This window comes from Candidatus Lokiarchaeum ossiferum, from assembly GCA_025839675.1.
Lineage (GTDB): Archaea > Asgardarchaeota > Lokiarchaeia > Sigyniarchaeales > Promethearchaeaceae > Lokiarchaeum > Lokiarchaeum ossiferum.
This window is the reverse complement of sequence record CP104013.1, coordinates 4643075-4662560: the sequence shown is the minus strand read 5'-3', so window position 1 is coordinate 4662560 and position 19486 is coordinate 4643075. Positions and strand designations below refer to the sequence as shown.

The window sequence follows — 19486 nt, the reverse complement described above, 5'->3', positions numbered from 1 at the left end:
TCGAATCCTACATTTATTAATAATTGTATGTCCCTTTTGAGTTTATAATATCGAGCCTATTTTTAGTGGGATCGGAGTTAAGCTCAACGTGACCTACGATTTTCGATTCAACACCATATTTTCGTGTTGCAGGGATAACAATGTCCTTAGCATACTCTTCCGCACAAATAATTTCCATGCGATGCCCCATATTAAATACTCGATGCATCTCATCCCAAGGAGTATTTGAGGATTCTTGGATCAATTTGAAAAATGGTGGAATTTCAAACATATTATCCTTGATATAGTGAAATCCTCTTCCAAATTTCATACATTTAGTTTGACCGCCACCAGTATTATGGAAGATAGTGTGAATTTGATGGTGATCTTGTTGAAAAAGATCCATCAAAATTGGAGTAAAAGTTCGAGTGGGAGAAAGAATTGCTTCTCCGACGGTTAAAGGAGTCCCAGGGACAGAATCATGCAAGGAATGCTCACCAAAAAAGACCCATTTCTCATCAATTTCAGGACTAAAACATTCGGGATATTTTTCATAATATTGATGATTTAACACACCATGCCGAGCCAGAGTTAATCCATTACTCCCCATCCCACTATTATACGGAAGATCTTCATATGTGCTTTTTCCAAAGCTACTAAAGCCAACAATAACATCACCCTTACAAATATTACCCGGATGAATCACATCAGATCTTTTCATTCGTGCAACAAGAGTGCTATCTACGATCAAAGTACGTACTAAATCACCAACATCTGCAGTCTCCCCCCCACAAGTGGAGATGGGCAAGCCAAAACTTTGTAATTTATGGATAAAATGTTCATAGGCTTGAATAATGGTGGAAATAATCTCTCCTGAGATTAATTTCTTATTTCTTCCTATTGTGTTAGATAGTAAAAACTGACTATTTGCCCCCACACAAAGCACGTCATCTACATTCATCACCACCGAATCTTGGACAATTCCTTGAAAATATTTTAGATTACCAGTTTCCTTATACATCATATAAGCTAAAGCGGACTTGGTTCCAGCACCATCCGCATGAACTAGAGAACAATAAGCTGGATCAAGCGCAATATCAGGAATTATTTTACAAAATGCATCAGGATAAAGACCTTGGTCAATATTTTTTAGGGCGGAGTGAACATCTTCTTTCTGGGAAGAGACGCCCAGAGCTTCATAAGAGGGTTTTTCATTTGGAGTCATAAGATTCAACTATGTGGGAGATTAAGTAGATTTTTAAAAAAGATTAGAGAAAATATTGCTTTTTCAATTTTGTAATTACAGTTTCGACTTGAGGAATTGCCAAACCTATATAATTTTTGGGTTCAAGCATTTCATCTAATTGCTTTTCTGTGAATTTACCAACCAGACGAGGATCGCCAATTAATATGTCTTTCATAGGTAAGTTCCTTTTTCGAGCTTCTATAGCAGTTTGTCGTAAGATCTCATGCCCATCTTGCCGTCCGATTCCCTTGGATACAAGTTCAACCATAATTTTTTCGGCTAAAAAGGCACCATGGGTGAAATCAAGATTTCGTTGAATTGCTATATCATTAAATTCTTGTCCCTCCAAAATTTGAGCCAATTGTGTTAACATGTAATCTAACAATATGAAATTTTCGGCATAAATCATGCGTTCATTTGCAGAATTGGTTAAATCACGTTCATCTTCCAATCCTATATTATCGATCCCAATAATTATATTTGATTTTAAAACACGGGCGATAGAACATAATCGTTCTGCTTTATGAGGATTACGCTTATGGGGCATAGTAGAGCTTCCTACCTGATTTTTTGTAAAAGGTTCAAACATTTCACCAATTTCGGTTCGTTGAAGGATGCGCATTTCCCGAGCTATTTTATCAACCGTTCCACTAACCAAAGCGGTTAAATTTAGAACTTCTGCATGCCGATCTCGCTGAACTACTTGATTTGCAATCAAAACAGGTTTCAGAGGAAGATTGAATTCTTGAGCCAAGATATCCATGACTAATTGCTGAATTTTGATTCCTTCTTTCCCAAAAGATGCCATCGCACCAACAGCACCAGACATTTTTCCGACTGCAATCCGTGGTTTTATTTGAACAATGCGTTCCAGATGACGCGAAATTTCAGATGCCCAAATCGCAAAACGCATTCCATAAGTGGTAGGTAAAGCTTGTTGCCCATGGGTTCTCCCCACACAAACTCGAGCTTTGTTGTTCTCAGCTTGCATTACTAATGCTTTCAATACTCGCATTAGGGAAGATTCAAGCACAATTAGTGCCTGGGATAATTGAATTGCAGTAGCAGTATCTTCAATATCATAGGATGTTGCCCCAAGATGGATATATTTACCAGCGTTACCTTCACATTGTTCTGTTAAACCTCTAACCATGGCCATCAAGTCATGATGAATATCTGCTTCAATTTTTTTTACACGATCAACTTTGACATATTCTAAATTGGCTTTTCTAGAGATTTCTTGCGATGCTTCTTTGGGAAGATGCCCAAGTTCTGCATGGGCTTGAGATAAGGCAGATTCAACACGTAACCAACGATAAAGCTTGGATCCATCAGTAAATAATGCTGCCATGTCTTTAGTTCGATATCTTCCTTCAATTGGATGTATTCGAGATTCACTCATGTTTTTCACATTTTCATTTTGGTTTATTTAGATGAATTAATTTAATTTAATTTTGAAAGATAAAAATATCCTTCGTTAGTATTTTCTGAAGAATCTATATAGAGAACATCCCCAGTTAATAAATAAGCATTTGAACTCACTGTCCCATTGAAAGTGAGAGAAAACTCGGATTCGGGAAAATTAATGAAGAAGTGGATTTGACCAGCAAAACTGGCATAAGTACTTTCCTGAAACTCAAGAGTTTGATTATTGATTTCAATTGATCCAAAGAGTTCTCCGATCCCATCAAAAGTTATATTCAACTCAATTTGAGGTTGTCCTTGAAGATTGACGGTTCCTTGATATTCTCCATTGACTTGAGAATTATTAAATTGGTCATTATTACCAATCACTCTAACAAGAAAAATAAATGCGATGATCGTAATGATGATCATCACTGCATATAAGGGAGCTCTTGATCTTGGAACCGAAATTTTACGTTTCATTACACGTAAAAAAAACTTCCAAAAGAGAAAAATTTTGTTAATTTCTTTATTTCTCCAAAATTTTTTGATTAATAAAACCTTAGATGAATTATCGGAGGAATTGTAAGATATATCTAATTGTAAAATGCACTAAGTGTGGAACAGTACAATATGTTTCCCAATATCAGAAATCCCGAAAGTGCCCTCGTTGTGGAACGCATTTGAAGGTTCAAACTCTAAAAGTTTTTGCCAAAGCAGAGTCTGTGAAAGAAGCTTCGGATTTAGTTCGCTCTATGAAAACTCCAAGTGAGATAGGTCAAAGACTTGCGCGTTTAAAATCAGAGACAAGCTCAAATATGACGAATAAGTATAATCTATTAGGAAATTTAATAACAGAACTCATTGCAGTATTTCCCAACGCAATTCCTTTCCAAATGCTTATATCTAAAGGAGCAGAATTAGGCTTAGAAGACGATTTTATACTAAAAACGATTGATCACTTGAATCATCAAGGATTAGTTCTAAAAAATCAAGATAATACAAATTTTCAATCCCATCTGATCTTAAAATTTCCCAATATTCCTTTTACAGAAGGAAAACTCCATGTAGCACGCCCTTTACCAAACGCTCAATTTCGAAAAAAAAAGTGGAAACCAACGAAATGAAAACTCTGAATCAAGTTAAAAATATAATCGATCTGGAACCTATTTCATTAGAAATCGAAGATCTAGATTTCTTACGCGATCTAGCCCAAAAACATAATATTCAATATTTCAATGCTCGATTTACTAAGGGAAAAGCAACTCAAATTGCACTCTTAAAGGGAATAACAAAATCTGCCAATACAGGTATTGGTAAAGGATTTTCTATAATGACATTTAAGGACGGAGGATATGGATTTGCAGCGGGACAAGCCTTTTCAAAAGATGCAATTGAAGACACCTTTGTCCAATCTGCAAATCTTGCCAAATGGAGTTCTCAATTTTCAAGAGAAAAATACTCCATTCACCCGACATCCAGTTTAAAAGACGCTTTTACAATTTCACCTAAAAAACCGATATATAATATTGATCCCGATGAAAAAGTAAACCTATTATTAGAAATTGAAAAAGAAGCATACTTTGATCCAAAAATAGTGTCAACAAATGTCAATTACTCTGATAATGAATATGAACAACTTATTTTCAATAATTTTAATCGATTTGTTAGAATAAAAAACAGCGGTATTTTCTTTATCCTCCAAGCGATAGCCAAAGATGCCCATCGTCAAGAAGGATACCACATCTCTCGAGGAGGAAATGGGGGTTATGAAATTTTAGAAGGTGCTCGAGGAACAGGCAGAGAATCTGCCGAAAATTCTTTAGAATTACTCCATTCCAAACCAGCACCTCAAGGAGTTCATGATTTGATAATGGATCACCATTTAACGGGGACTTTCATCCACGAAGCCTTTGGACACGCTGCAGAAGCAGATAGTGTGATTGCGGGGGAGAGTATTTTAGCAAATAAACTGAATTCTCCAGTTGGTAGTGAATTAGTTTCAATTATCGATGATGGAACCTTAGAAAAAGAATTCGGATTTATTCCGTATGATGATGAGGGAACACCGAGTCAAAAAACATCGATTGTAGACAAAGGTATCCTAGTAAATTATCTTCATTCCCTTGAAACCGCATCAAAAATGGATGTGAAACCTACAGGTAATGGGCGAGCAGCAGGTTTTTCAGTAATTCCCCAAGTGCGAATGACAAATACTTATTTAAAACCAGGAGATTCTAGTTTGGACGAAATGATTTCAGAGATGCAAAAAGGGGTCTTAGGAATCGGCTGGAAATATGGATATACAGATCCAATAACGGGAGATTTTACTTTTAAATTATCGAAAGCGTATTTAATCGAAAATGGAGAAAAAACCCAAGTTCTCAGAGATGCGGCCATTTCGGGAGTCACCTTAGAGGTTCTTCAACGAATTTCCCTAATAAGCAATAAATTCACTCAAGATACAGGCTATTGTGGAAAAGGCGGCCAATCAATTCCGGTGGGTTCAGGAGGTCCACATACATGGATTAAAGATATGGTATTTGGAGGACAATAATATGGAAAATTCTTGTGAATTAATTGAATTATTTGAACGGAGCTATTTTGAAACACTCGCAGAAAAAATCTACCAAAAATTACGGAATAAGCAAGAAATTAAGCACGTTGAAATATATGCTAATAGTTTTAAAAATACAAAAGTTTCATTTGAACAAGGATTTATAAAAAATGCTTTCCAAAAAAAAGCGGGAGGTATTGGATTGCGTCTTATCGGGGAGCAAGGGAAAGAAGGAATGACATTTACCTCAGATTTCTCAGATGCAGCAATTTCGCTTATCTCATCACAGGCAATAAAAATGATGAAAGCTGCTACACCAAATCCTGATTTTATAAATTTGGCGTTTCCATCCAAAAAATATACTGAGGTTCAAGGAACTTATGATCCTTTAATTGAAGATATTTGCCCCGATGATATCAACAATCAAATGAAACCGATTTTCGATTTAAAAAATCGAACAATGAAACCGATCGCGCTTTCAGGCGGATTTTCTGCATCGATAGGTACCACTTTCATTTGGAATAGTAATGGGATAAATCAATGGGATCGTTTTTCAACTATCGGTTGTAGTACCGAAGTAAGTTTGATGAAAAACAACATTCCGAGTGGAGGTTTTGATTGGCAAAGTGTATGTCAGATCGAAAATTTAGATGTTTCAAATGTAGCGGAAACAAGTTATAATATGGCATTGAAAGGTTTAAATCGGAAAGGAGTTGATTCAGGGGAATATCCTCTTATATTATCACCATTAGCAGTCGCACATTTCCTCATTGAACCCTTAACTGATGCATTAAATGCAGAACGAGTATATAACCAGATGTCATTTTTAGGTGATTATTTAGGAAAGGAAATTGGAAACAAAAAGTTTACTATTCAAGATGATCCGTTCATTCCAGGAAAATTGGGTACCGAATCATTTGACGCTGAAGGGATTGCCACAGAACAAACAACAATGATTCAAGATGGAGTACTCAAACATTTTTATCATAATTCATTCACTGCTGGAAGAGCAAAAGTGGATTCCAATGGACATGCTTCTCGGGGAAGTTATAGTGGGAACATTGGAATTTCCAATAATAACATTGTAATGGCATCAGGCAATAGAAAAAAAAATGATATGATTGCAGATATCAAAAAAGGAATCTATTTTGAATATACAGGAGATTCTCCAAATGAAATAACAGGCGATTTTTCAGGATTGATTATGACTGGATATATCATAAGAGATGGAGTACTTGGTCCAGCTGTTTCCGAAACATTACTTGGTATTAACTTATTAGATGCATATAATCGTATTGAGGAAGTCAGCCAAGAACGAAAATGGGTAGATGAAGCCTTTGTCCCTTGGATAAAAATTAGTAAAGCATCGATATCCGGAAGAACCTAATTTTTTTGAATTTTTTCGTGCAAGATAGTTCTCAGTAGACTTCAATGCGCAGAAATGTAATATACTCTGGAAGAAAACGCCATCCAAAGTCAGTATTAACCCACAATTCTAATATAACTTGTTGATCTGGTCCCGCAATGGGAAAAGATACATTGATCTTAGGAGTTATCCAAGAAACTTCATTTTCAAGAATTTTTGTGTAATTAAATAAATATGTTGCATAGGAATTATGCTCAACACCAATTGAAATGTTATGGGTCAAATTGCTATTTCCTCGATAAACTCTTACGGCAAATTCAGCAGATCTTTGCAAATGGTTTTCAACAAAGGCATGAACAGATACATTCTGATTTACTGAAGCATTAACAGGATAATCTTTCATAACTTGGTCTTCATTTAAAATAAAAAACAATACATCTTCTTCTTCAGGACGGGTTAATGTATAGACCATAGCACCAGACACAACAATTATACCAGCTAAAAGAACAATACGTGTTATCTTATTTAAAGACAACCCATCTTTCCATTCAGGATCTTCAGACATTGTGGACACCTAAAATTATTAAATGCAAATAAAAAAATTAAACTTGTGTCTCTTTAAACCACTGAATAGTTTTCTTCAACCCCGTGTCTAAATCCGTTCTAGGCTCCCAATTTAATATTTTTTTTGCGCGAGTTAAATCTGGTTGACGTAAAATTGGATCGTCAATTGGTAAAGGTTTGAAAATAATTTTTGAGTTGGAATTGGTAATTCTTTTAATTGTTTCTGCTAAATATAAGACGCTATCCACCTTAACTTGCCCAACATTGATAGGAAGACCCCTCGCTTCAGGAATAAATGCATCCCGCAACAAACCTTCAACTTCATCCACAACATAGGTAAAACAACGGGTCTGATTTCCATCACCAAAAACAGTAATTGGTTCATCATTTAAACATTGGTTTATAAAATTGGGAACTACACGACCAAATTCTTTTCCAGCGCGAATTCGTGGCCCATAGGTATTAAAAATTCGAGCAAAATGTACATTCACATTATGCTGTAACTCATAAGCTTTCAAAAATGCTTCTCCCGCTCGTTTGGATTCATCATAGCAAGAACGAGGTCCAATAGGATTCACATGCCCCCAGTAGTCTTCTGAAGTAGGAACTTGAGAAGGAGGTGGATTTCCATAACATTCTGATGTAGAAGAATAAAAAAGAACTGAATTATGCTCCAAAGCGATACCCAGAGCATTCATGGTGCCCAATGTATTAGATTTCATAATGGAAATCGCATGATTCTTAAATTCAAATGGAGATGCACGACTCGCAAGATGCATCACAAAGTCTATACGATCAGTTATATTAGGATAGCAAATTGCATTTGGAACAACCTTTCCAAAATATATAGGTGTTGAAATATCGTGGCGAATAAATCTGAAATGTGGATTATTAATTAAATGAGAAATGTTTGTCCATTGACCAGAACTTAGATTGTCAATACAAATTACATTGGCACCCTGACTCAATAATGTTTCACACATCCATGAACCTAAAAATCCAGCCCCTCCGGTCATCAAGATATTTTTATCTTTAAATGAGATATTATCTTTTTGTAGTCGACTAGCAATTTCGCTAATTTCCTTCTCATGATCGTACATATTATATTTGAAGGCCCCAAAAAATATAAAGTTACAATAACAAATCTTAGATAAACACTTAGTTGATTATCATGGAAGAAACAAAAAGCAATTCCACAAAACATACATTCGAAAATTTACGCGAAAAACTCAATCTTTTCAATAAATCGGTAAAAGTGCAAATTTTAATCCTAAGTTTATGGATAGTCGCCGCAATTATGTTAATATTTTTCATCACCTATGAACAATCGACCTTGGATTTAATACAATATAGTATTCTTCCTGCAAATATTACATGGGTATTAATTTTAGGATTAATTTTATTTGTTTTTGGTTTCGGACTCTTATTTTTACCTGTTGATTCCAAATTTTTTGAAAAGGAAATATTCCTCCGAAGTATGCCCACAATTTTAGAAGATATTTCTATTACCTTGAATAATGGAGATTTTTCTTTGGTCTCTCAAAAAATAGAAGAACAATTAGAACTCATGGGATTGTATCGCATTGAAGCCAATAAGGAAAAATTTTTAGAACTTATGCGAAAAGCTCAAGTGAATAAGTATTGTAAAGAAAAATCGAAGTTGATCCAAACTTTATTAGATGAAAAGAAATTTACTGAAGCCCAAACCGAATTTGCCCAATTGAGCCAATTTTTCAACAAAAATTATCCATTAATATTAGAAGCTCAAATTTTAGAACATGATGAACTTGCCAGTAAATTTATTTCATTTAACTAATTCTTTCATCACATCATTGCTGGTGAAATGATTATATTCATTTTTTGTTTGAATTTTTCATAAATACTATCCAACTTCTGTATTATTTCTAAAGCTTGTTCTTCGTTTGTCCAAATATAAAATGCAATTAATTTCACCTGATGATTTCCCATAGGCAACAGATATTGAATGAGATTTGCGTTTTCTTCGGTATCATGGGTTCTTTTTTTTTCTTGAAGGATCTTTTTTCCGATTAATGCTAAAAGATCAGATGATTGATGTGCTAAAATTATACCTAAAAAGGTCGAAGTGGAAGTTTCTATGACTAAATATGATTTTTTTTTATCATGTTCTTGGAAAATATAGATTTTCTTAATTTTTACAATTTCTGTTCCAAATTTTACATCATAAAATTTTCCATGTAATTTCCTGAAGACATACTTTGATTTTAGGGAATCGGTGAGATTTTTTTTCATTTGAATAATAAAATAAAGAAAATGGGAAAAAAAAAGATATCTATTTCACTTTTTAAAGACTGGATGCAGAAGCTGCTGCAATTCCACCAAAGAATAGGGCGTTAAATAATCCTACTAAGGGGGGATAAAGGTATTGCATAACACCTACAATATCTTGATACATAAAAGGTACCATTTCAGTCGTCATGACACTAGCAGCATTTGGACTCCAAACTGCAGCCAAAATAAGTGGCAATGATGTAAAGATCAAAACCATGAAAAACACACCAGTAAATGCATTTTTACTGCTCTCATGAGACAATTTGATTCCTGCAGTTAAAGCAGCTAATAAACCTGGAAGAATTACCCAACAAAGGCCAACAATCCCTTGAGTCATGGATCCAGGAGTGGAAATTAATACAATATAATAGTGAGTTCCTCCAAAAACATCACTTACGATGCCCCCTGGAGTCAATAATGCAGTGAGAAATCCGCTAATATCATCCGCAATTAGACCAAAAAACTCACCAAAGCTGTTGTGTAAACCGACAATTCCATAGAGTACAATAAAAAGTAGATTTAAGAGTAAATACATTAATGTACTTATACCGAAGATTTTACCTTTTGACATATGCTATCACATATATTTTGTTCTTTTACAATATAAAAATTATGGAGTCTAGTCTTTGGCAGAAGTTTTAAGTCTTCAAATTCATTGATGTGCCAATAAATTTTTGTTTTTTAGAATCTTATTTGGCTACATACTGAAATATTCTAATCCTGCTGTGACCAAATGTCAGACCATATCATCAAAAAAAAAGATTTTTATGATAATCATCCCAATTTTGCAAAACGCACACTAATAGATTATCGTATTTCACCAGGAACTATGGCTAAATATGATTTAATTAAAAAATATTTAGGATCACGTAAGTTTTCAAATGCAATTGATGTTGGTTGTAGCGGAAACTCAATTCTTCCGTTTTTAGATGGGATAATTAACAGAACCTATATAGATTTGGCACACCTTCCGATGACGCAATATGCGCAATTTCCAAAAAATCATCCTTCAATGGGGTCTATCACATTTTTGCCTTTTCAATCTGGAACTTTTGATTTAGTTTCTGCACTAGATGTGATTGAGCATGTAAAGAACGATCAATTAGCAGCTTCTGAATTAGTTCGAGTTTTAAAGACTAAAGGAACATTACTCCTAAGTGTTCCTCATCGTATGAAGTACTACTCTCATCAAGATGTAATAATAGGGCATTATCGAAGATATGAACTCAACCAACTTAGAGATCTCTTTTTACCCTTGGGATTAAAAGAAGTGTGCGTATTTGGAGTATATGGGCAAGTTATGCGATTTGCGCAATTTTCTCAAGGGAGTAATCCAGAAAAAATGGAAGAAGATCTTCAAAATCTTCGATCACGATACCAAAAAAATCCGATTTTTCATCGAATCTGGGATAAATTTGTATTATGGGGAAGTAAACTGATGAAAATGGATGCTCGTTTCCAACCGCAGAAAAAAATAATGAATATATGTATAATTTTTTCAAAAAAATAAATTGATGAACAATTATTCTTGATAATTTTTCTGGATTATCAACACAAGGAGTAATAACATCACCAAATTACCCATGATTATCCCAATATCCTTAACACCAGGAGATGACTTTGTGGGCTTGCGAAATGCATAAATCACACCAATGGGAATTACCATTACTGCATAAACGACAGGCTCATTCAATAAGAGCCCAGCTACTAATGAACACACAATTGAAATAACTGCGGTAATGAGAACAATTTTTTGTTGATTTTTTAACGAATAAGAAGAAATTGCGTCTGAATCAATAATTTCATGCACAGTCTCTCCACATATCCCGAAAATGAGGAGGGCAAGTAAAAAGAAAATCTCTCCGACAGTAGGAAATGAATTTAGTAATCCAGCATCAGCTTTTATCATCAAATAGGGGAAGATAATATGCGATGTCGCTAACAGAAACTGGTTTAAAATGGGAATTTCTTTTTTCAAGCAGTAAAATATAACAAATCCAATAATTAAAGCAAAGAAAATAGCATTGATTAAATTTTCAGTAATTGTTCGAATGAAAAGAAAAATTCCCAAACACCCACTCACTATTGATAAAGCCGCTAGTTCTTTCCATTGAAAATCTTTAGTTCGTTCAATAGTCTCTTTTTCACGTGGATTTCGTCGATCCAAAGCGTCGTTTAAAGTACTACCAGTAATAGATAAGAAAAGAAATCCAATTAAAATGTCTAAATGGGGAATAATTTTCAAATTATTAATGAAAATTGGCAAAAGACATGGGATCAAAACTGCAAAGGCATAATCAAGTCGTATTAAATCCAATCGTCTTGAGGTCATCTAAAAGAAGATGTGTTAAAATTTAGTTAAAGTTTTCTATAAAAAATCTAATTTAGATAGATTTTTTTTCTCAAAAAGAGCAACTAAATAATCTCCAATATTATAAAGATCAGATTCCTATGTCGCTAGTAAGCAATGATGGATCATTGTGCAAGCAATGCGCCAATAAAGATGCTTGTCCGAGAAATTTTGATCTTACTTTGATAAAACACATGTTCCATTGTAATTATTTTGTTTCCGACGAATTTCCTCCCGAAAAAGCTTTAATCCACCCGTTTAATGTTCAATTTAAAGCTAAGAAAAAAGACATTTCCTCAAGTGAAAAAAAGGAAATTCTTATGGAAATTATGGCGAAACGCAAAGAACAAAGACATATGCTCCGAACTTACTGCAAAAAATGCAAGCTGGAAATGGACAAAGTGATATCAATAAGATTGGTATTCTATCGATGTCCAAATTTTCCAAAATGTGAAAATAATGCCGATCCCGCTTATGTCAGTCAAGCAGTATTGGATGATGCCATCACTCTAAAAGAATTTGATGAAGTTAAAGTTAAATATGAGTTTGATTACGACCAAAATATAGTCTGGGTTGAAGAAATATAAATAATAAAGGTATTCAATTCGTTTTAAGTTAGACCAGATATTTTAACGAACTTTAATAGGTGGATATTTTTTCAAGAAAAAAGATTAAGGTTCTAAAGGCTTGAATTCATGTTGCAAAATAGAAAAGATGGTCATGTTTTCATATTTTCCATCAATAAACTGGTGATTTCTTAAGGTCCCATCTTTATGAAAATTATTTTTTTCCATACATTTCTGAGAACCGATGTTAATTTCTAAAACATGGGCCATAACTTTTTCTAAATTGAGTTCGCTAAAAGAGAATTGGCACATAAGATTCACAGCTTCTTGACCATATCCTTGTCCCCAGCAGGTAGGATTAGGAAGATTTATACCCAATTCTCCATGACGATTAATCCAATCAATTTCGAAAATGGAAACAAAACCGATATTGATCGATGGAGAATCTTGGGAGAACTTTGTCCAGATCCCCATAACTACCCCTGAAGGTGCTGATTTTCCTTCTTGGATCCAATGTGCAGTTGTCTCTTCCAAAACTGGAAGAACATGACGGGCAAGACGACGAGAACGATGATCATTCATCCAAGGATGAAGATTTTTGAAAATTTCTTTTGTCATTGGCCGCAATTCAATTTTTTTTCCAATGAGAAACCCCTCGGGCAAATTTTGTGACATGATCCTTATATTCGAAAATTCCCTAAAGATATTTTGGTTTAAACAGAGAGGAAAATAAGAGCTTGCAAAAAAACAATTTTAATTAAATGTGATCTAATAAATTTATTAATTGGGTACTGATCGCCTTTTTTTTAGATAGCAAAATAATATAGCTGTGTAAAAAAATTCTGAATGGTATCTTCAAGCCTCCAGAAAAAGAATGTTGAAAAAAAACATTATAGTGAAACACATTTGCCTCAAACCAAGTTAAATCTCCGGGACATTCCATGGGTAGAAAAATATCGTCCCCAATCTTTAAAAGAAGTTGTTAGTCAGACAATGACTATTCAATCACTTCAAGAATTTGTTTCTAAAAAATCGATCCCTCACTTAATATTCACCGGACCTGCTGGCACTGGAAAAACTTCGGCAGCAGTATCTTTGATAAACGATCTCTTAGGAAAGGAAAATATTACACAAGATATGATATTAGAGCGGAATGCATCTGATAGTGTAAGGATGGGCACCAGAGATGAAATCAAAAACTTTGTCAATCATACAGGTATTGGGGAAAATATCACATATAAGTTTATCATATTAGATGAAGCAGATAATATATCCCGACAAATGCAAGGTGCATTTCGGCGTATTATTGAAATGGCTCCCGCAAATGTAAAATTCATTTTCATGTGCAACTATGTCGAAAATATAATTGACCCCATTTTAAGTCGATGTGCGATTTTCCGATTCTACCCACTACCAAAAACAGATTTTGAGATTCAAATTAAACATATCGCCCAAAAGGAAGAAGTACCCATAAATAAAGAGGTAATAGAGGCAATATATTATATATCTAAAGGTGATATGCGACAAGCCATTAATTTATTTCAGATGGCCGTCGCTTTATTAGAAGATACAGAGGGAGTAGTTCAAGAAAAGAACTTGAACCCAGATGTTGTGTATGAAATATCGGGTTTCTTGCCATTGTTTCTGATTGAAGACATATTCACCAACTGTAAAAAGCGTGAGTATCAAAAAACTATTGATACAATCCGAAAAATCAAAGGGTTTTCCAGTCGTGGATTGTTTCGCCAAATAATGACGAAAATTTTGAATGAAAAATATTCCACACCAACATTAGAACATTTACTTATTACTTTAGCAGAATATGATTACCGATTAACTTTAGAAGCCGATCCAACAATTCAAATTGATGGTCTATGTGCAGAACTAATTTCACAATTGGAGCCACAATCATGATCTCAGATGAATTAAAACCCATTGCAGAAGATCAAAGTCCTCTCTGGCGAATTAAATACCGCCCTCGATCTTTACAAGATATTCGATTATATTACCGGCAAGTTGCTCAACAATTTAGTGGGTTTATCGCACAGAACAACATACCACATCTTATGTTAGTGGGACCTGAAGGATGCGGTAAGACACTATTGGCAGAAATTTTAGCTCGAGAAATGCTAAACAGCGAATTTGATCTGAATTTCAAGCTTTTATTTGCCGATGATCCAATTGGTAAATCCGAACGAGACTTATCGAAGAGACAAGGACGGGTTTCAACAAAACATATTGGATCGGGTGCAGGAGTTGTAAAAAACTATCGCCCTTTTATCCAAATTCGAGTCCGCCCCTTTGTGGCTACCAAAAAATTTGGAGAATCACCCTTTAAAATCTTGGCGATTAAAAATTTTCATAAACTGGATGTGGAGCAACAAGCGTTTCGGCGAATAATGGAGCAATATTCGAAAAATTGTCGCATGATTTTAATTACTGATCGTATTTCAGGCATCATCGACCCAATAATCTCACGATGCCAGTTGATCATGATCCCTCATGTTCCTCCACATCTTTTCAACAAATTTATTAAAAGCGTCTGTGATCAAGAAAAAATCCCCATCAAACTTGATATTTTAAACTACTTGCAAAGGATGAGTCAAAATAATATTGGAAAGGCATTGGATCTGCTTCAACTTACTAAATTACGATTTAATTTTATTACCCTAGAACATCTTTCAACAATGAGTCACGAAATGAATTATAAACTCATTCGAGAATTGTTCACTCAAACGATTACCAGCAATTTCAAGGCAATCCGAAAAACCTTACGGGAAATATTTCGATCAAACAATCTCTCAAAAGAACAAATTTTACTCGAATTAAGTCAAGTTATAATGACTCTCCCATTGGAGCGTCATTTACGAGCCTTCTATCTGGATATGATAGCTAAGACTGATTTTGAATCCATAGATTCCAATGATGATGAAATTCAACTAAACAAATTATTATCACAAATGGCCATGATTGGCAAGGCCATTAATTAATTAGGAGAATTCAAAGAATGTCAACTTCATCCACTCAAGATATTCCATGGGTTGAAAAATATCGCCCACAAACAACCAAAGAAATGGTGGGATTTGAAAAGATAAATGTCATGCTCCGTAAGTTTCTTGAGGATTTCTTTCGATTACAAAAAGAGCTAAAAGTTTTCCAAAAACAACTGAAAATGACAACTGATAAGCGGGAACAAAAAAAATTAACGCTAAAAATAAAATCTCATCAATCCAAAATTTTGAAAAGCAAAGCTCGAATCCTCATTGGACCACCAGGAGTTGGAAAAACAACCACAGTGTATGCCTTAGCTAGAGATTATAAGATGAGTGTGATTGAATTGAACGCATCCGATGCACGCACTGAAGATGCACTTAATAGTAAACTACAAGAAACAGTCAAATCCACAAATCTCCTCTCTTTTACTCAAAAAAAAGTTAAAAACAAACTCATTTTAATAGACGAAGTCGATGGAATCCACGGTCAAAGTGATCGAGGGGGAGTCGCCACTTTGGAAAAAATTATCGGTTATTCTAAATATCCTATTATTATGACATGCAATTTTAGAGATGATAACAAGTTCAAATCTCTATATACTCTGGCTTCTCCCCTCATTGAAGTTCCAACAGCATCACCTGCTGAAATTGCAACCCTTTTGAATCGTATTTCAAAATTAGAAAATATAGCATTGACAACCGAACAAATTAAAACTTTAGCACAATCGGCCCATGGTGATTATCGATCGGCCATTAATGATTTACAAGGAATAGCCCAAGGAATGACAGGAATTGAAGAAGATATGCTAAAAAACCTTAATAATAAGCGAGATTCGGAGGCAGATGTTCAAAAATTTATGCAAAATCTATTTCTATCTACATCTTTAAGGTCAGCCAAAGCAGCTATCGATGATATAATCGGACGGGATATTGATTTCCGGACGATCCACAAGTGGATAAATGAAAACCTTTTGAATTATGTCACAAAAAAAGTGGATATTGCCTTTGCTTACGATAATTTAGCATTAGCAGATAGATTACTTGGAATTATTGGTAGAACTCAAGATTATGCCCATTTAAGTTATTTCTTTGATATTTTGGGAGGTATTCGTTATGCGAAAAGTGATAACCTAATGCCAAAATCTCGAGTTAGACCTCCACGATGGTTTCGCTTTCGAGCCGCTCCGGATGATGAAATTGCATTAACACTTCAAAAACTATATCGAACATCCCTAAACGACATCATGCGCACAATAAAACCAAGTTTAGCACTCCATCTTAAATATCAGAAAAATGTTGCCCGATATCTGGCACCAATCCTAAATCTCCCAGAAAAGAAAATCTTGTCGCAATTCAAGTGATAATTTTGGAAAAGCAAAAATATACGTAAATTAGATTAAAAAATATCTAAAAAATATTTATTCATTGATAATATCCATTTTTTTCTTTTTATAGAACAATAAACCGCCAAAGATGAGCATTCCAACAAATGTAATGGTCATTCCAACATAAAAACCTGCTTGATAAGCAAATTGATCAGAATTTCCTTGTGAAATTAAAGAATCTACTAAAGGCCCAGTTACTAAAGTGCTAGCTAATCCCCACGATAAGAAAAATGTTGCATTATATATCCCAAATAACTTTGCTCGTCGGGTTTCAGGTATCAGATCCGCAGCAAAAGCATACGCAGCAGCCATAATAATCACTTCTGAAGCACCTGCGAGAAAACTTCCAAAGAAAATTACCCATAATTGGGATCCAATAGCAGTGAGGAAAAGATAAAATAACGCCATAGCACTTCCAATAAGCAATGTGATACCATGACCGAATTTCTTACTAAGACGCCCAGCAAAAATACCTACAAGAATAGTTGCGAACGAACGCACATTTGCTATGTAACTAATCATACGAGAATTTACATCAACTGAAAATAATCCTTCAATATTCAGGTATTGTGAATAAGTCACTGCTACCGAATTTCGTCCAAAGTTAATGAAAACCATCGATATGATGAAGATCACAAAAATTATTAGAAGACGAGAAGAGTTTTCCTTGGAATTTTGCTGATCTGTTGCAGAGACGTGTAACTGAGGTTCTGTTAGGGAAGCATTATCAGCATCAATTTTTGAAGATACCCCTCCTTCAGGAACCATAAAAATCATCGGTAGAGTAGAAAGAAACATCGCAGCAGCCGCTAAGTAAAATAGAATTCCTTCTCGAAAACCCCATCCTTCATAATTAAAGGTGAAAAATCCTTCGTATAGAAACCCCCCCAAAAAGATGCCAAGTATACGACCTATTCCACCAATACTAGTCAATTGCGCCATAACACGACTACGTTCTTTAGAAGGATAAAGATCACTTACTAAAGCACTCCAACCAATGTTGGACATTGACCAAAAGACCTCAATAACTGTTAATCCGATGATAATCACAAAACCAGCGGTCGTCAAATTATCAAAAGCTCTATGCACCCAAAAGGTGATTAAAAGTAAAATCCCCGCGATTACTTCCCCGATAATAATCAAAGTTCTTCTTTTTTGCAATCGATCGGATATTCGACCCCATACAAACATTTGACAAATGCTACTGGCTACCATCGGTAAAGTTGCATAAAGAGTTGTTTGAGTTACTGTTAATTCAAGATAGTATCTCATGTAAATAGATAAAAAGGTATAAAAAAGCCCTCTTCGAAACATGGCGAGCATTTGAAAGGATGACAAGCCAATAAACATCCGTGACCCACCTACTTTTGATTTCACAATCGGATGATCACTTTTGCCTTCGTATGTTTCCATAATTTCTTTAATGTACCCTTCTTAATTAGACACACGAAATGTTTGAATTATATACATGCGAACAAGATGTATTTTTCCAAACATTTAATAATACTCTTTCATAAAATCTTCGGATTCTACAAATTGATCTATATGCCACAACCCAACCGAACCAATTCCACCATTAAAGGAGTACTAGCTAAAGCATCTAGTCCTCATTCCTATCAACATGCCAGTAGTAAGGGAGTCACAGATTTTTATAAACTGGGGATAAAAACCGAAAGTGGGAAGAGAATTCTAGTCACTTTAAGTACAACCCAAATGGGATGGTCGGGAAATCTCACGAAATCTTGCATCTATTACCACAACAAAAAAAACAATCGCCTCATAAAAACCACAATGGCTAATCCAGAACGCTTTATAGGCCAAAAAGTTGTGATCCGAGGCCAATTGGAAACCCTAGATGCTGAAAATCAAAAATACCGTATATCACACATTGAAGACCTCATTTTTTATTTAGACTAAGAAATAACCATCATAAACCTATTAATTAATGAAAGAAAATTGTTGAAAACTATGAACGAAACCATAAAAACTCTAAAATATCGAAGATCTGTCAGGGCATATCAAGATAAACCAATTCCACCAGAAATAATTGATACACTCATACATAGTGCCATGCGAGCCCCCACGGCCGGAAATATGATGATGTATTCTATCATCGAGGTAACCAAGCAAGAAGTAAAAGAAAAACTGGTAAAATCGTGTGATAATCAACCCTTTATTGCAAAAGCACCGTTAGTATTGGTTTTTTTGGCTGATATGCAAAGATGGTATGATTACTTCACCCATTGCAAAGTGCCTCAATATTGTAAAGATCATGAGCTCACTTTTCGAGGCCCCCAAGAATCCGATTTGTTGTTGGCGAGTTGTGATGCTCTAATTGCTGCCCAAAGTGCCGTTATAGCGGCTGAAGCGCTGGGTATAGGATCTTGTTATATTGGAGATATCATGGAAAATATTGAGACTCAACGTGAATTACTCGGATTGCCTATGAATGTCTTTCCTATAACCATGATCTGCTTTGGATATCCAAAATCGGACCAAGCACCTGAAAAACGCAAATTAATCTCCCGATTTCCCCAACAATACATTCATTTCCACGATAAATATAAACAATTATCTGCAGAAGAATTCGAAGATATGTACTCCGAAACCCTCGAAACACGTTATAAAACACGAAAATTTTTGGGAGAAGCTACAAATTTGGGTCAGCATTATTATTTAATGAAAACTGGTTCCGATTATTCCCACGAAATGGTTCGATCGGTCAAAGTGGCCCTTGAAGATTGGAAAAAGACACAATTTGATTGA

At 34.8% G+C, this 19486-nt stretch carries 21 protein-coding genes; 11 read left to right on the top strand and 10 right to left on the bottom strand.

Features of this window, described 5'->3' with window-relative positions:
* Nucleotides 1-16: 16 nt before the first annotated feature.
* The 3 genes from NEF87_RS20025 to NEF87_RS20015 are packed head-to-tail and all read right to left on the bottom strand — an operon-like array spanning nucleotide 17 to nucleotide 3112.
* Nucleotides 17-1204 carry an AIR synthase related protein gene (locus NEF87_RS20025; RefSeq protein ID WP_457917227.1) on the bottom strand — a complete coding sequence of 396 codons (1188 nt, stop codon included), beginning with the start codon at nucleotides 1202-1204 and terminating at the stop codon, nucleotides 17-19.
* 43 nt (nucleotides 1205-1247) lie between these two features.
* Nucleotides 1248-2627, bottom strand: coding sequence for an adenylosuccinate lyase (gene purB, locus NEF87_RS20020; protein ID WP_457917226.1), 1380 nt, complete (start codon nucleotides 2625-2627; stop codon nucleotides 1248-1250).
* Nucleotides 2628-2668: 41 nt separating this feature from the next.
* Nucleotides 2669-3112, bottom strand: a complete 444-nt coding sequence (locus NEF87_RS20015; RefSeq protein ID WP_371803248.1) for a hypothetical protein — start codon at nucleotides 3110-3112, stop codon at nucleotides 2669-2671.
* 83 nt (nucleotides 3113-3195) lie between these two features.
* Between NEF87_RS20015 and NEF87_RS20010 the strand changes: the two genes are divergently transcribed.
* The 3 genes from NEF87_RS20010 to NEF87_RS20000 are packed head-to-tail and all read left to right on the top strand — an operon-like array spanning nucleotide 3196 to nucleotide 6573.
* Nucleotides 3196-3756 carry a DUF1922 domain-containing protein gene (locus tag NEF87_RS20010; protein WP_371803247.1) on the top strand — a complete coding sequence of 187 codons (561 nt, stop codon included), beginning with the start codon at nucleotides 3196-3198 and terminating at the stop codon, nucleotides 3754-3756.
* Nucleotides 3753-5186, top strand: coding sequence for a TldD/PmbA family protein (locus NEF87_RS20005; protein ID WP_457917225.1), 1434 nt, complete (start codon nucleotides 3753-3755; stop codon nucleotides 5184-5186). Before NEF87_RS20010 ends, NEF87_RS20005 begins: the two co-directional genes overlap by 4 nt.
* A 1-nt stretch (nucleotide 5187) precedes the next feature.
* Nucleotides 5188-6573 (top strand): TldD/PmbA family protein, encoded by a 1386-nt coding sequence (locus NEF87_RS20000; RefSeq protein ID WP_457917224.1) that lies wholly within the window; start codon nucleotides 5188-5190, stop codon nucleotides 6571-6573.
* A 31-nt stretch (nucleotides 6574-6604) separates the two neighbouring features.
* On the opposite strand, the gene NEF87_RS19995 is transcribed toward NEF87_RS20000, so the two are convergent.
* On the bottom strand, nucleotides 6605-7117 hold the full coding sequence (locus tag NEF87_RS19995) for a DUF1616 domain-containing protein (RefSeq protein WP_457917223.1): 513 nt from the start codon (nucleotides 7115-7117) through the stop codon (nucleotides 6605-6607).
* Nucleotides 7118-7154: 37 nt separating this feature from the next.
* Nucleotides 7155-8216, bottom strand: coding sequence for an NAD-dependent epimerase/dehydratase family protein (locus NEF87_RS19990; protein ID WP_457917222.1), 1062 nt, complete (start codon nucleotides 8214-8216; stop codon nucleotides 7155-7157).
* A 71-nt stretch (nucleotides 8217-8287) separates the two neighbouring features.
* On the opposite strand from NEF87_RS19990, the gene NEF87_RS19985 reads away from it, so the two are divergent.
* On the top strand, nucleotides 8288-8932 hold the full coding sequence (locus tag NEF87_RS19985) for a hypothetical protein (RefSeq protein ID WP_457917221.1): 645 nt from the start codon (nucleotides 8288-8290) through the stop codon (nucleotides 8930-8932).
* Nucleotides 8933-8940: 8 nt separating this feature from the next.
* Here the strand turns inward: NEF87_RS19985 and NEF87_RS19980 are convergent, their stop codons facing one another.
* On the bottom strand, nucleotides 8941-9387 hold the full coding sequence (locus tag NEF87_RS19980) for a hypothetical protein (RefSeq protein ID WP_457917220.1): 447 nt from the start codon (nucleotides 9385-9387) through the stop codon (nucleotides 8941-8943).
* A 52-nt stretch (nucleotides 9388-9439) separates the two neighbouring features.
* Complete coding sequence (locus NEF87_RS19975) at nucleotides 9440-9997, bottom strand: hypothetical protein (protein WP_457917219.1); 558 nt, start codon at nucleotides 9995-9997, stop codon at nucleotides 9440-9442.
* 162 nt (nucleotides 9998-10159) lie between these two features.
* Between NEF87_RS19975 and NEF87_RS19970 the strand changes: the two genes are divergently transcribed.
* Complete coding sequence (locus NEF87_RS19970) at nucleotides 10160-10936, top strand: class I SAM-dependent methyltransferase (RefSeq protein ID WP_457917218.1); 777 nt, start codon at nucleotides 10160-10162, stop codon at nucleotides 10934-10936.
* A gap of 12 nt (nucleotides 10937-10948) precedes the next feature.
* Here the strand turns inward: NEF87_RS19970 and NEF87_RS19965 are convergent, their stop codons facing one another.
* A complete protein-coding gene (locus tag NEF87_RS19965) occupies nucleotides 10949-11758 on the bottom strand; it encodes a hypothetical protein (protein WP_371803238.1) in 810 nt (269 codons plus the stop codon).
* Between the two features lie 119 nt (nucleotides 11759-11877).
* Between NEF87_RS19965 and NEF87_RS19960 the strand changes: the two genes are divergently transcribed.
* Entirely contained in the window at nucleotides 11878-12363 is a 486-nt protein-coding gene (locus NEF87_RS19960; RefSeq protein WP_457917217.1) for a hypothetical protein, read from the top strand.
* Between the two features lie 84 nt (nucleotides 12364-12447).
* Here NEF87_RS19960 and NEF87_RS19955 read toward each other — a convergent pair whose 3' ends face one another.
* Nucleotides 12448-13017, bottom strand: coding sequence for a GNAT family N-acetyltransferase (locus NEF87_RS19955; RefSeq protein ID WP_457917216.1), 570 nt, complete (start codon nucleotides 13015-13017; stop codon nucleotides 12448-12450).
* Nucleotides 13018-13188: 171 nt separating this feature from the next.
* Between NEF87_RS19955 and NEF87_RS19950 the strand changes: the two genes are divergently transcribed.
* Genes NEF87_RS19950 through NEF87_RS19940 form a run of 3 tightly spaced genes read left to right on the top strand, consistent with a single transcriptional unit; the run spans nucleotide 13189 to nucleotide 16696 of the window.
* Complete coding sequence (locus tag NEF87_RS19950; protein WP_457917215.1) at nucleotides 13189-14256, top strand: AAA family ATPase; 1068 nt, start codon at nucleotides 13189-13191, stop codon at nucleotides 14254-14256.
* Entirely contained in the window at nucleotides 14217-15332 is a 1116-nt protein-coding gene (locus NEF87_RS19945) for an AAA family ATPase (protein WP_457917214.1), read from the top strand. The genes NEF87_RS19950 and NEF87_RS19945 overlap by 40 nt, the downstream gene beginning before the upstream one ends.
* A gap of 17 nt (nucleotides 15333-15349) precedes the next feature.
* Nucleotides 15350-16696 carry an AAA family ATPase gene (locus NEF87_RS19940; protein WP_457917213.1) on the top strand — a complete coding sequence of 449 codons (1347 nt, stop codon included), beginning with the start codon at nucleotides 15350-15352 and terminating at the stop codon, nucleotides 16694-16696.
* A gap of 57 nt (nucleotides 16697-16753) precedes the next feature.
* Here NEF87_RS19940 and NEF87_RS19935 read toward each other — a convergent pair whose 3' ends face one another.
* A complete protein-coding gene (locus NEF87_RS19935) occupies nucleotides 16754-18133 on the bottom strand; it encodes an MFS transporter (protein ID WP_457917212.1) in 1380 nt (459 codons plus the stop codon).
* A gap of 132 nt (nucleotides 18134-18265) precedes the next feature.
* On the opposite strand from NEF87_RS19935, the gene NEF87_RS19930 reads away from it, so the two are divergent.
* Together NEF87_RS19930 and NEF87_RS19925 are read left to right on the top strand one after the other, a co-directional pair.
* On the top strand, nucleotides 18266-18637 hold the full coding sequence (locus tag NEF87_RS19930) for a hypothetical protein (RefSeq protein WP_371803231.1): 372 nt from the start codon (nucleotides 18266-18268) through the stop codon (nucleotides 18635-18637).
* Nucleotides 18638-18688: 51 nt separating this feature from the next.
* Nucleotides 18689-19486: a nitroreductase family protein gene (locus NEF87_RS19925; RefSeq protein WP_457917211.1), complete on the top strand. Its 798-nt coding sequence runs from the start codon at nucleotides 18689-18691 to the stop codon at nucleotides 19484-19486.

Coding starts and splice junctions, on each gene's coding strand:
- NEF87_RS20025 (WP_457917227.1), bottom strand. CDS start 1,204: ATGACTCCAAATGAAAAACCCTCTTATGAAGCTCTGGGCGTCTCTTCC.
- purB (WP_457917226.1), bottom strand. CDS start 2,627: ATGAGTGAATCTCGAATACATCCAATTGAAGGAAGATATCGAACTAAA.
- NEF87_RS20015 (WP_371803248.1), bottom strand. CDS start 3,112: ATGAAACGTAAAATTTCGGTTCCAAGATCAAGAGCTCCCTTATATGCA.
- NEF87_RS20010 (WP_371803247.1), top strand. CDS start 3,196: ATGAATTATCGGAGGAATTGTAAGATATATCTAATTGTAAAATGCACT.
- NEF87_RS20005 (WP_457917225.1), top strand. CDS start 3,753: ATGAAAACTCTGAATCAAGTTAAAAATATAATCGATCTGGAACCTATT.
- NEF87_RS20000 (WP_457917224.1), top strand. CDS start 5,188: ATGGAAAATTCTTGTGAATTAATTGAATTATTTGAACGGAGCTATTTT.
- NEF87_RS19995 (WP_457917223.1), bottom strand. CDS start 7,117: ATGTCTGAAGATCCTGAATGGAAAGATGGGTTGTCTTTAAATAAGATA.
- NEF87_RS19990 (WP_457917222.1), bottom strand. CDS start 8,216: ATGTACGATCATGAGAAGGAAATTAGCGAAATTGCTAGTCGACTACAA.
- NEF87_RS19985 (WP_457917221.1), top strand. CDS start 8,288: ATGGAAGAAACAAAAAGCAATTCCACAAAACATACATTCGAAAATTTA.
- NEF87_RS19980 (WP_457917220.1), bottom strand. CDS start 9,387: ATGAAAAAAAATCTCACCGATTCCCTAAAATCAAAGTATGTCTTCAGG.
- NEF87_RS19975 (WP_457917219.1), bottom strand. CDS start 9,997: ATGTCAAAAGGTAAAATCTTCGGTATAAGTACATTAATGTATTTACTC.
- NEF87_RS19970 (WP_457917218.1), top strand. CDS start 10,160: ATGTCAGACCATATCATCAAAAAAAAAGATTTTTATGATAATCATCCC.
- NEF87_RS19965 (WP_371803238.1), bottom strand. CDS start 11,758: ATGACCTCAAGACGATTGGATTTAATACGACTTGATTATGCCTTTGCA.
- NEF87_RS19960 (WP_457917217.1), top strand. CDS start 11,878: ATGTCGCTAGTAAGCAATGATGGATCATTGTGCAAGCAATGCGCCAAT.
- NEF87_RS19955 (WP_457917216.1), bottom strand. CDS start 13,017: ATGTCACAAAATTTGCCCGAGGGGTTTCTCATTGGAAAAAAAATTGAA.
- NEF87_RS19950 (WP_457917215.1), top strand. CDS start 13,189: ATGGTATCTTCAAGCCTCCAGAAAAAGAATGTTGAAAAAAAACATTAT.
- NEF87_RS19945 (WP_457917214.1), top strand. CDS start 14,217: ATGTGCAGAACTAATTTCACAATTGGAGCCACAATCATGATCTCAGAT.
- NEF87_RS19940 (WP_457917213.1), top strand. CDS start 15,350: ATGTCAACTTCATCCACTCAAGATATTCCATGGGTTGAAAAATATCGC.
- NEF87_RS19935 (WP_457917212.1), bottom strand. CDS start 18,133: ATGGAAACATACGAAGGCAAAAGTGATCATCCGATTGTGAAATCAAAA.
- NEF87_RS19930 (WP_371803231.1), top strand. CDS start 18,266: ATGCCACAACCCAACCGAACCAATTCCACCATTAAAGGAGTACTAGCT.
- NEF87_RS19925 (WP_457917211.1), top strand. CDS start 18,689: ATGAACGAAACCATAAAAACTCTAAAATATCGAAGATCTGTCAGGGCA.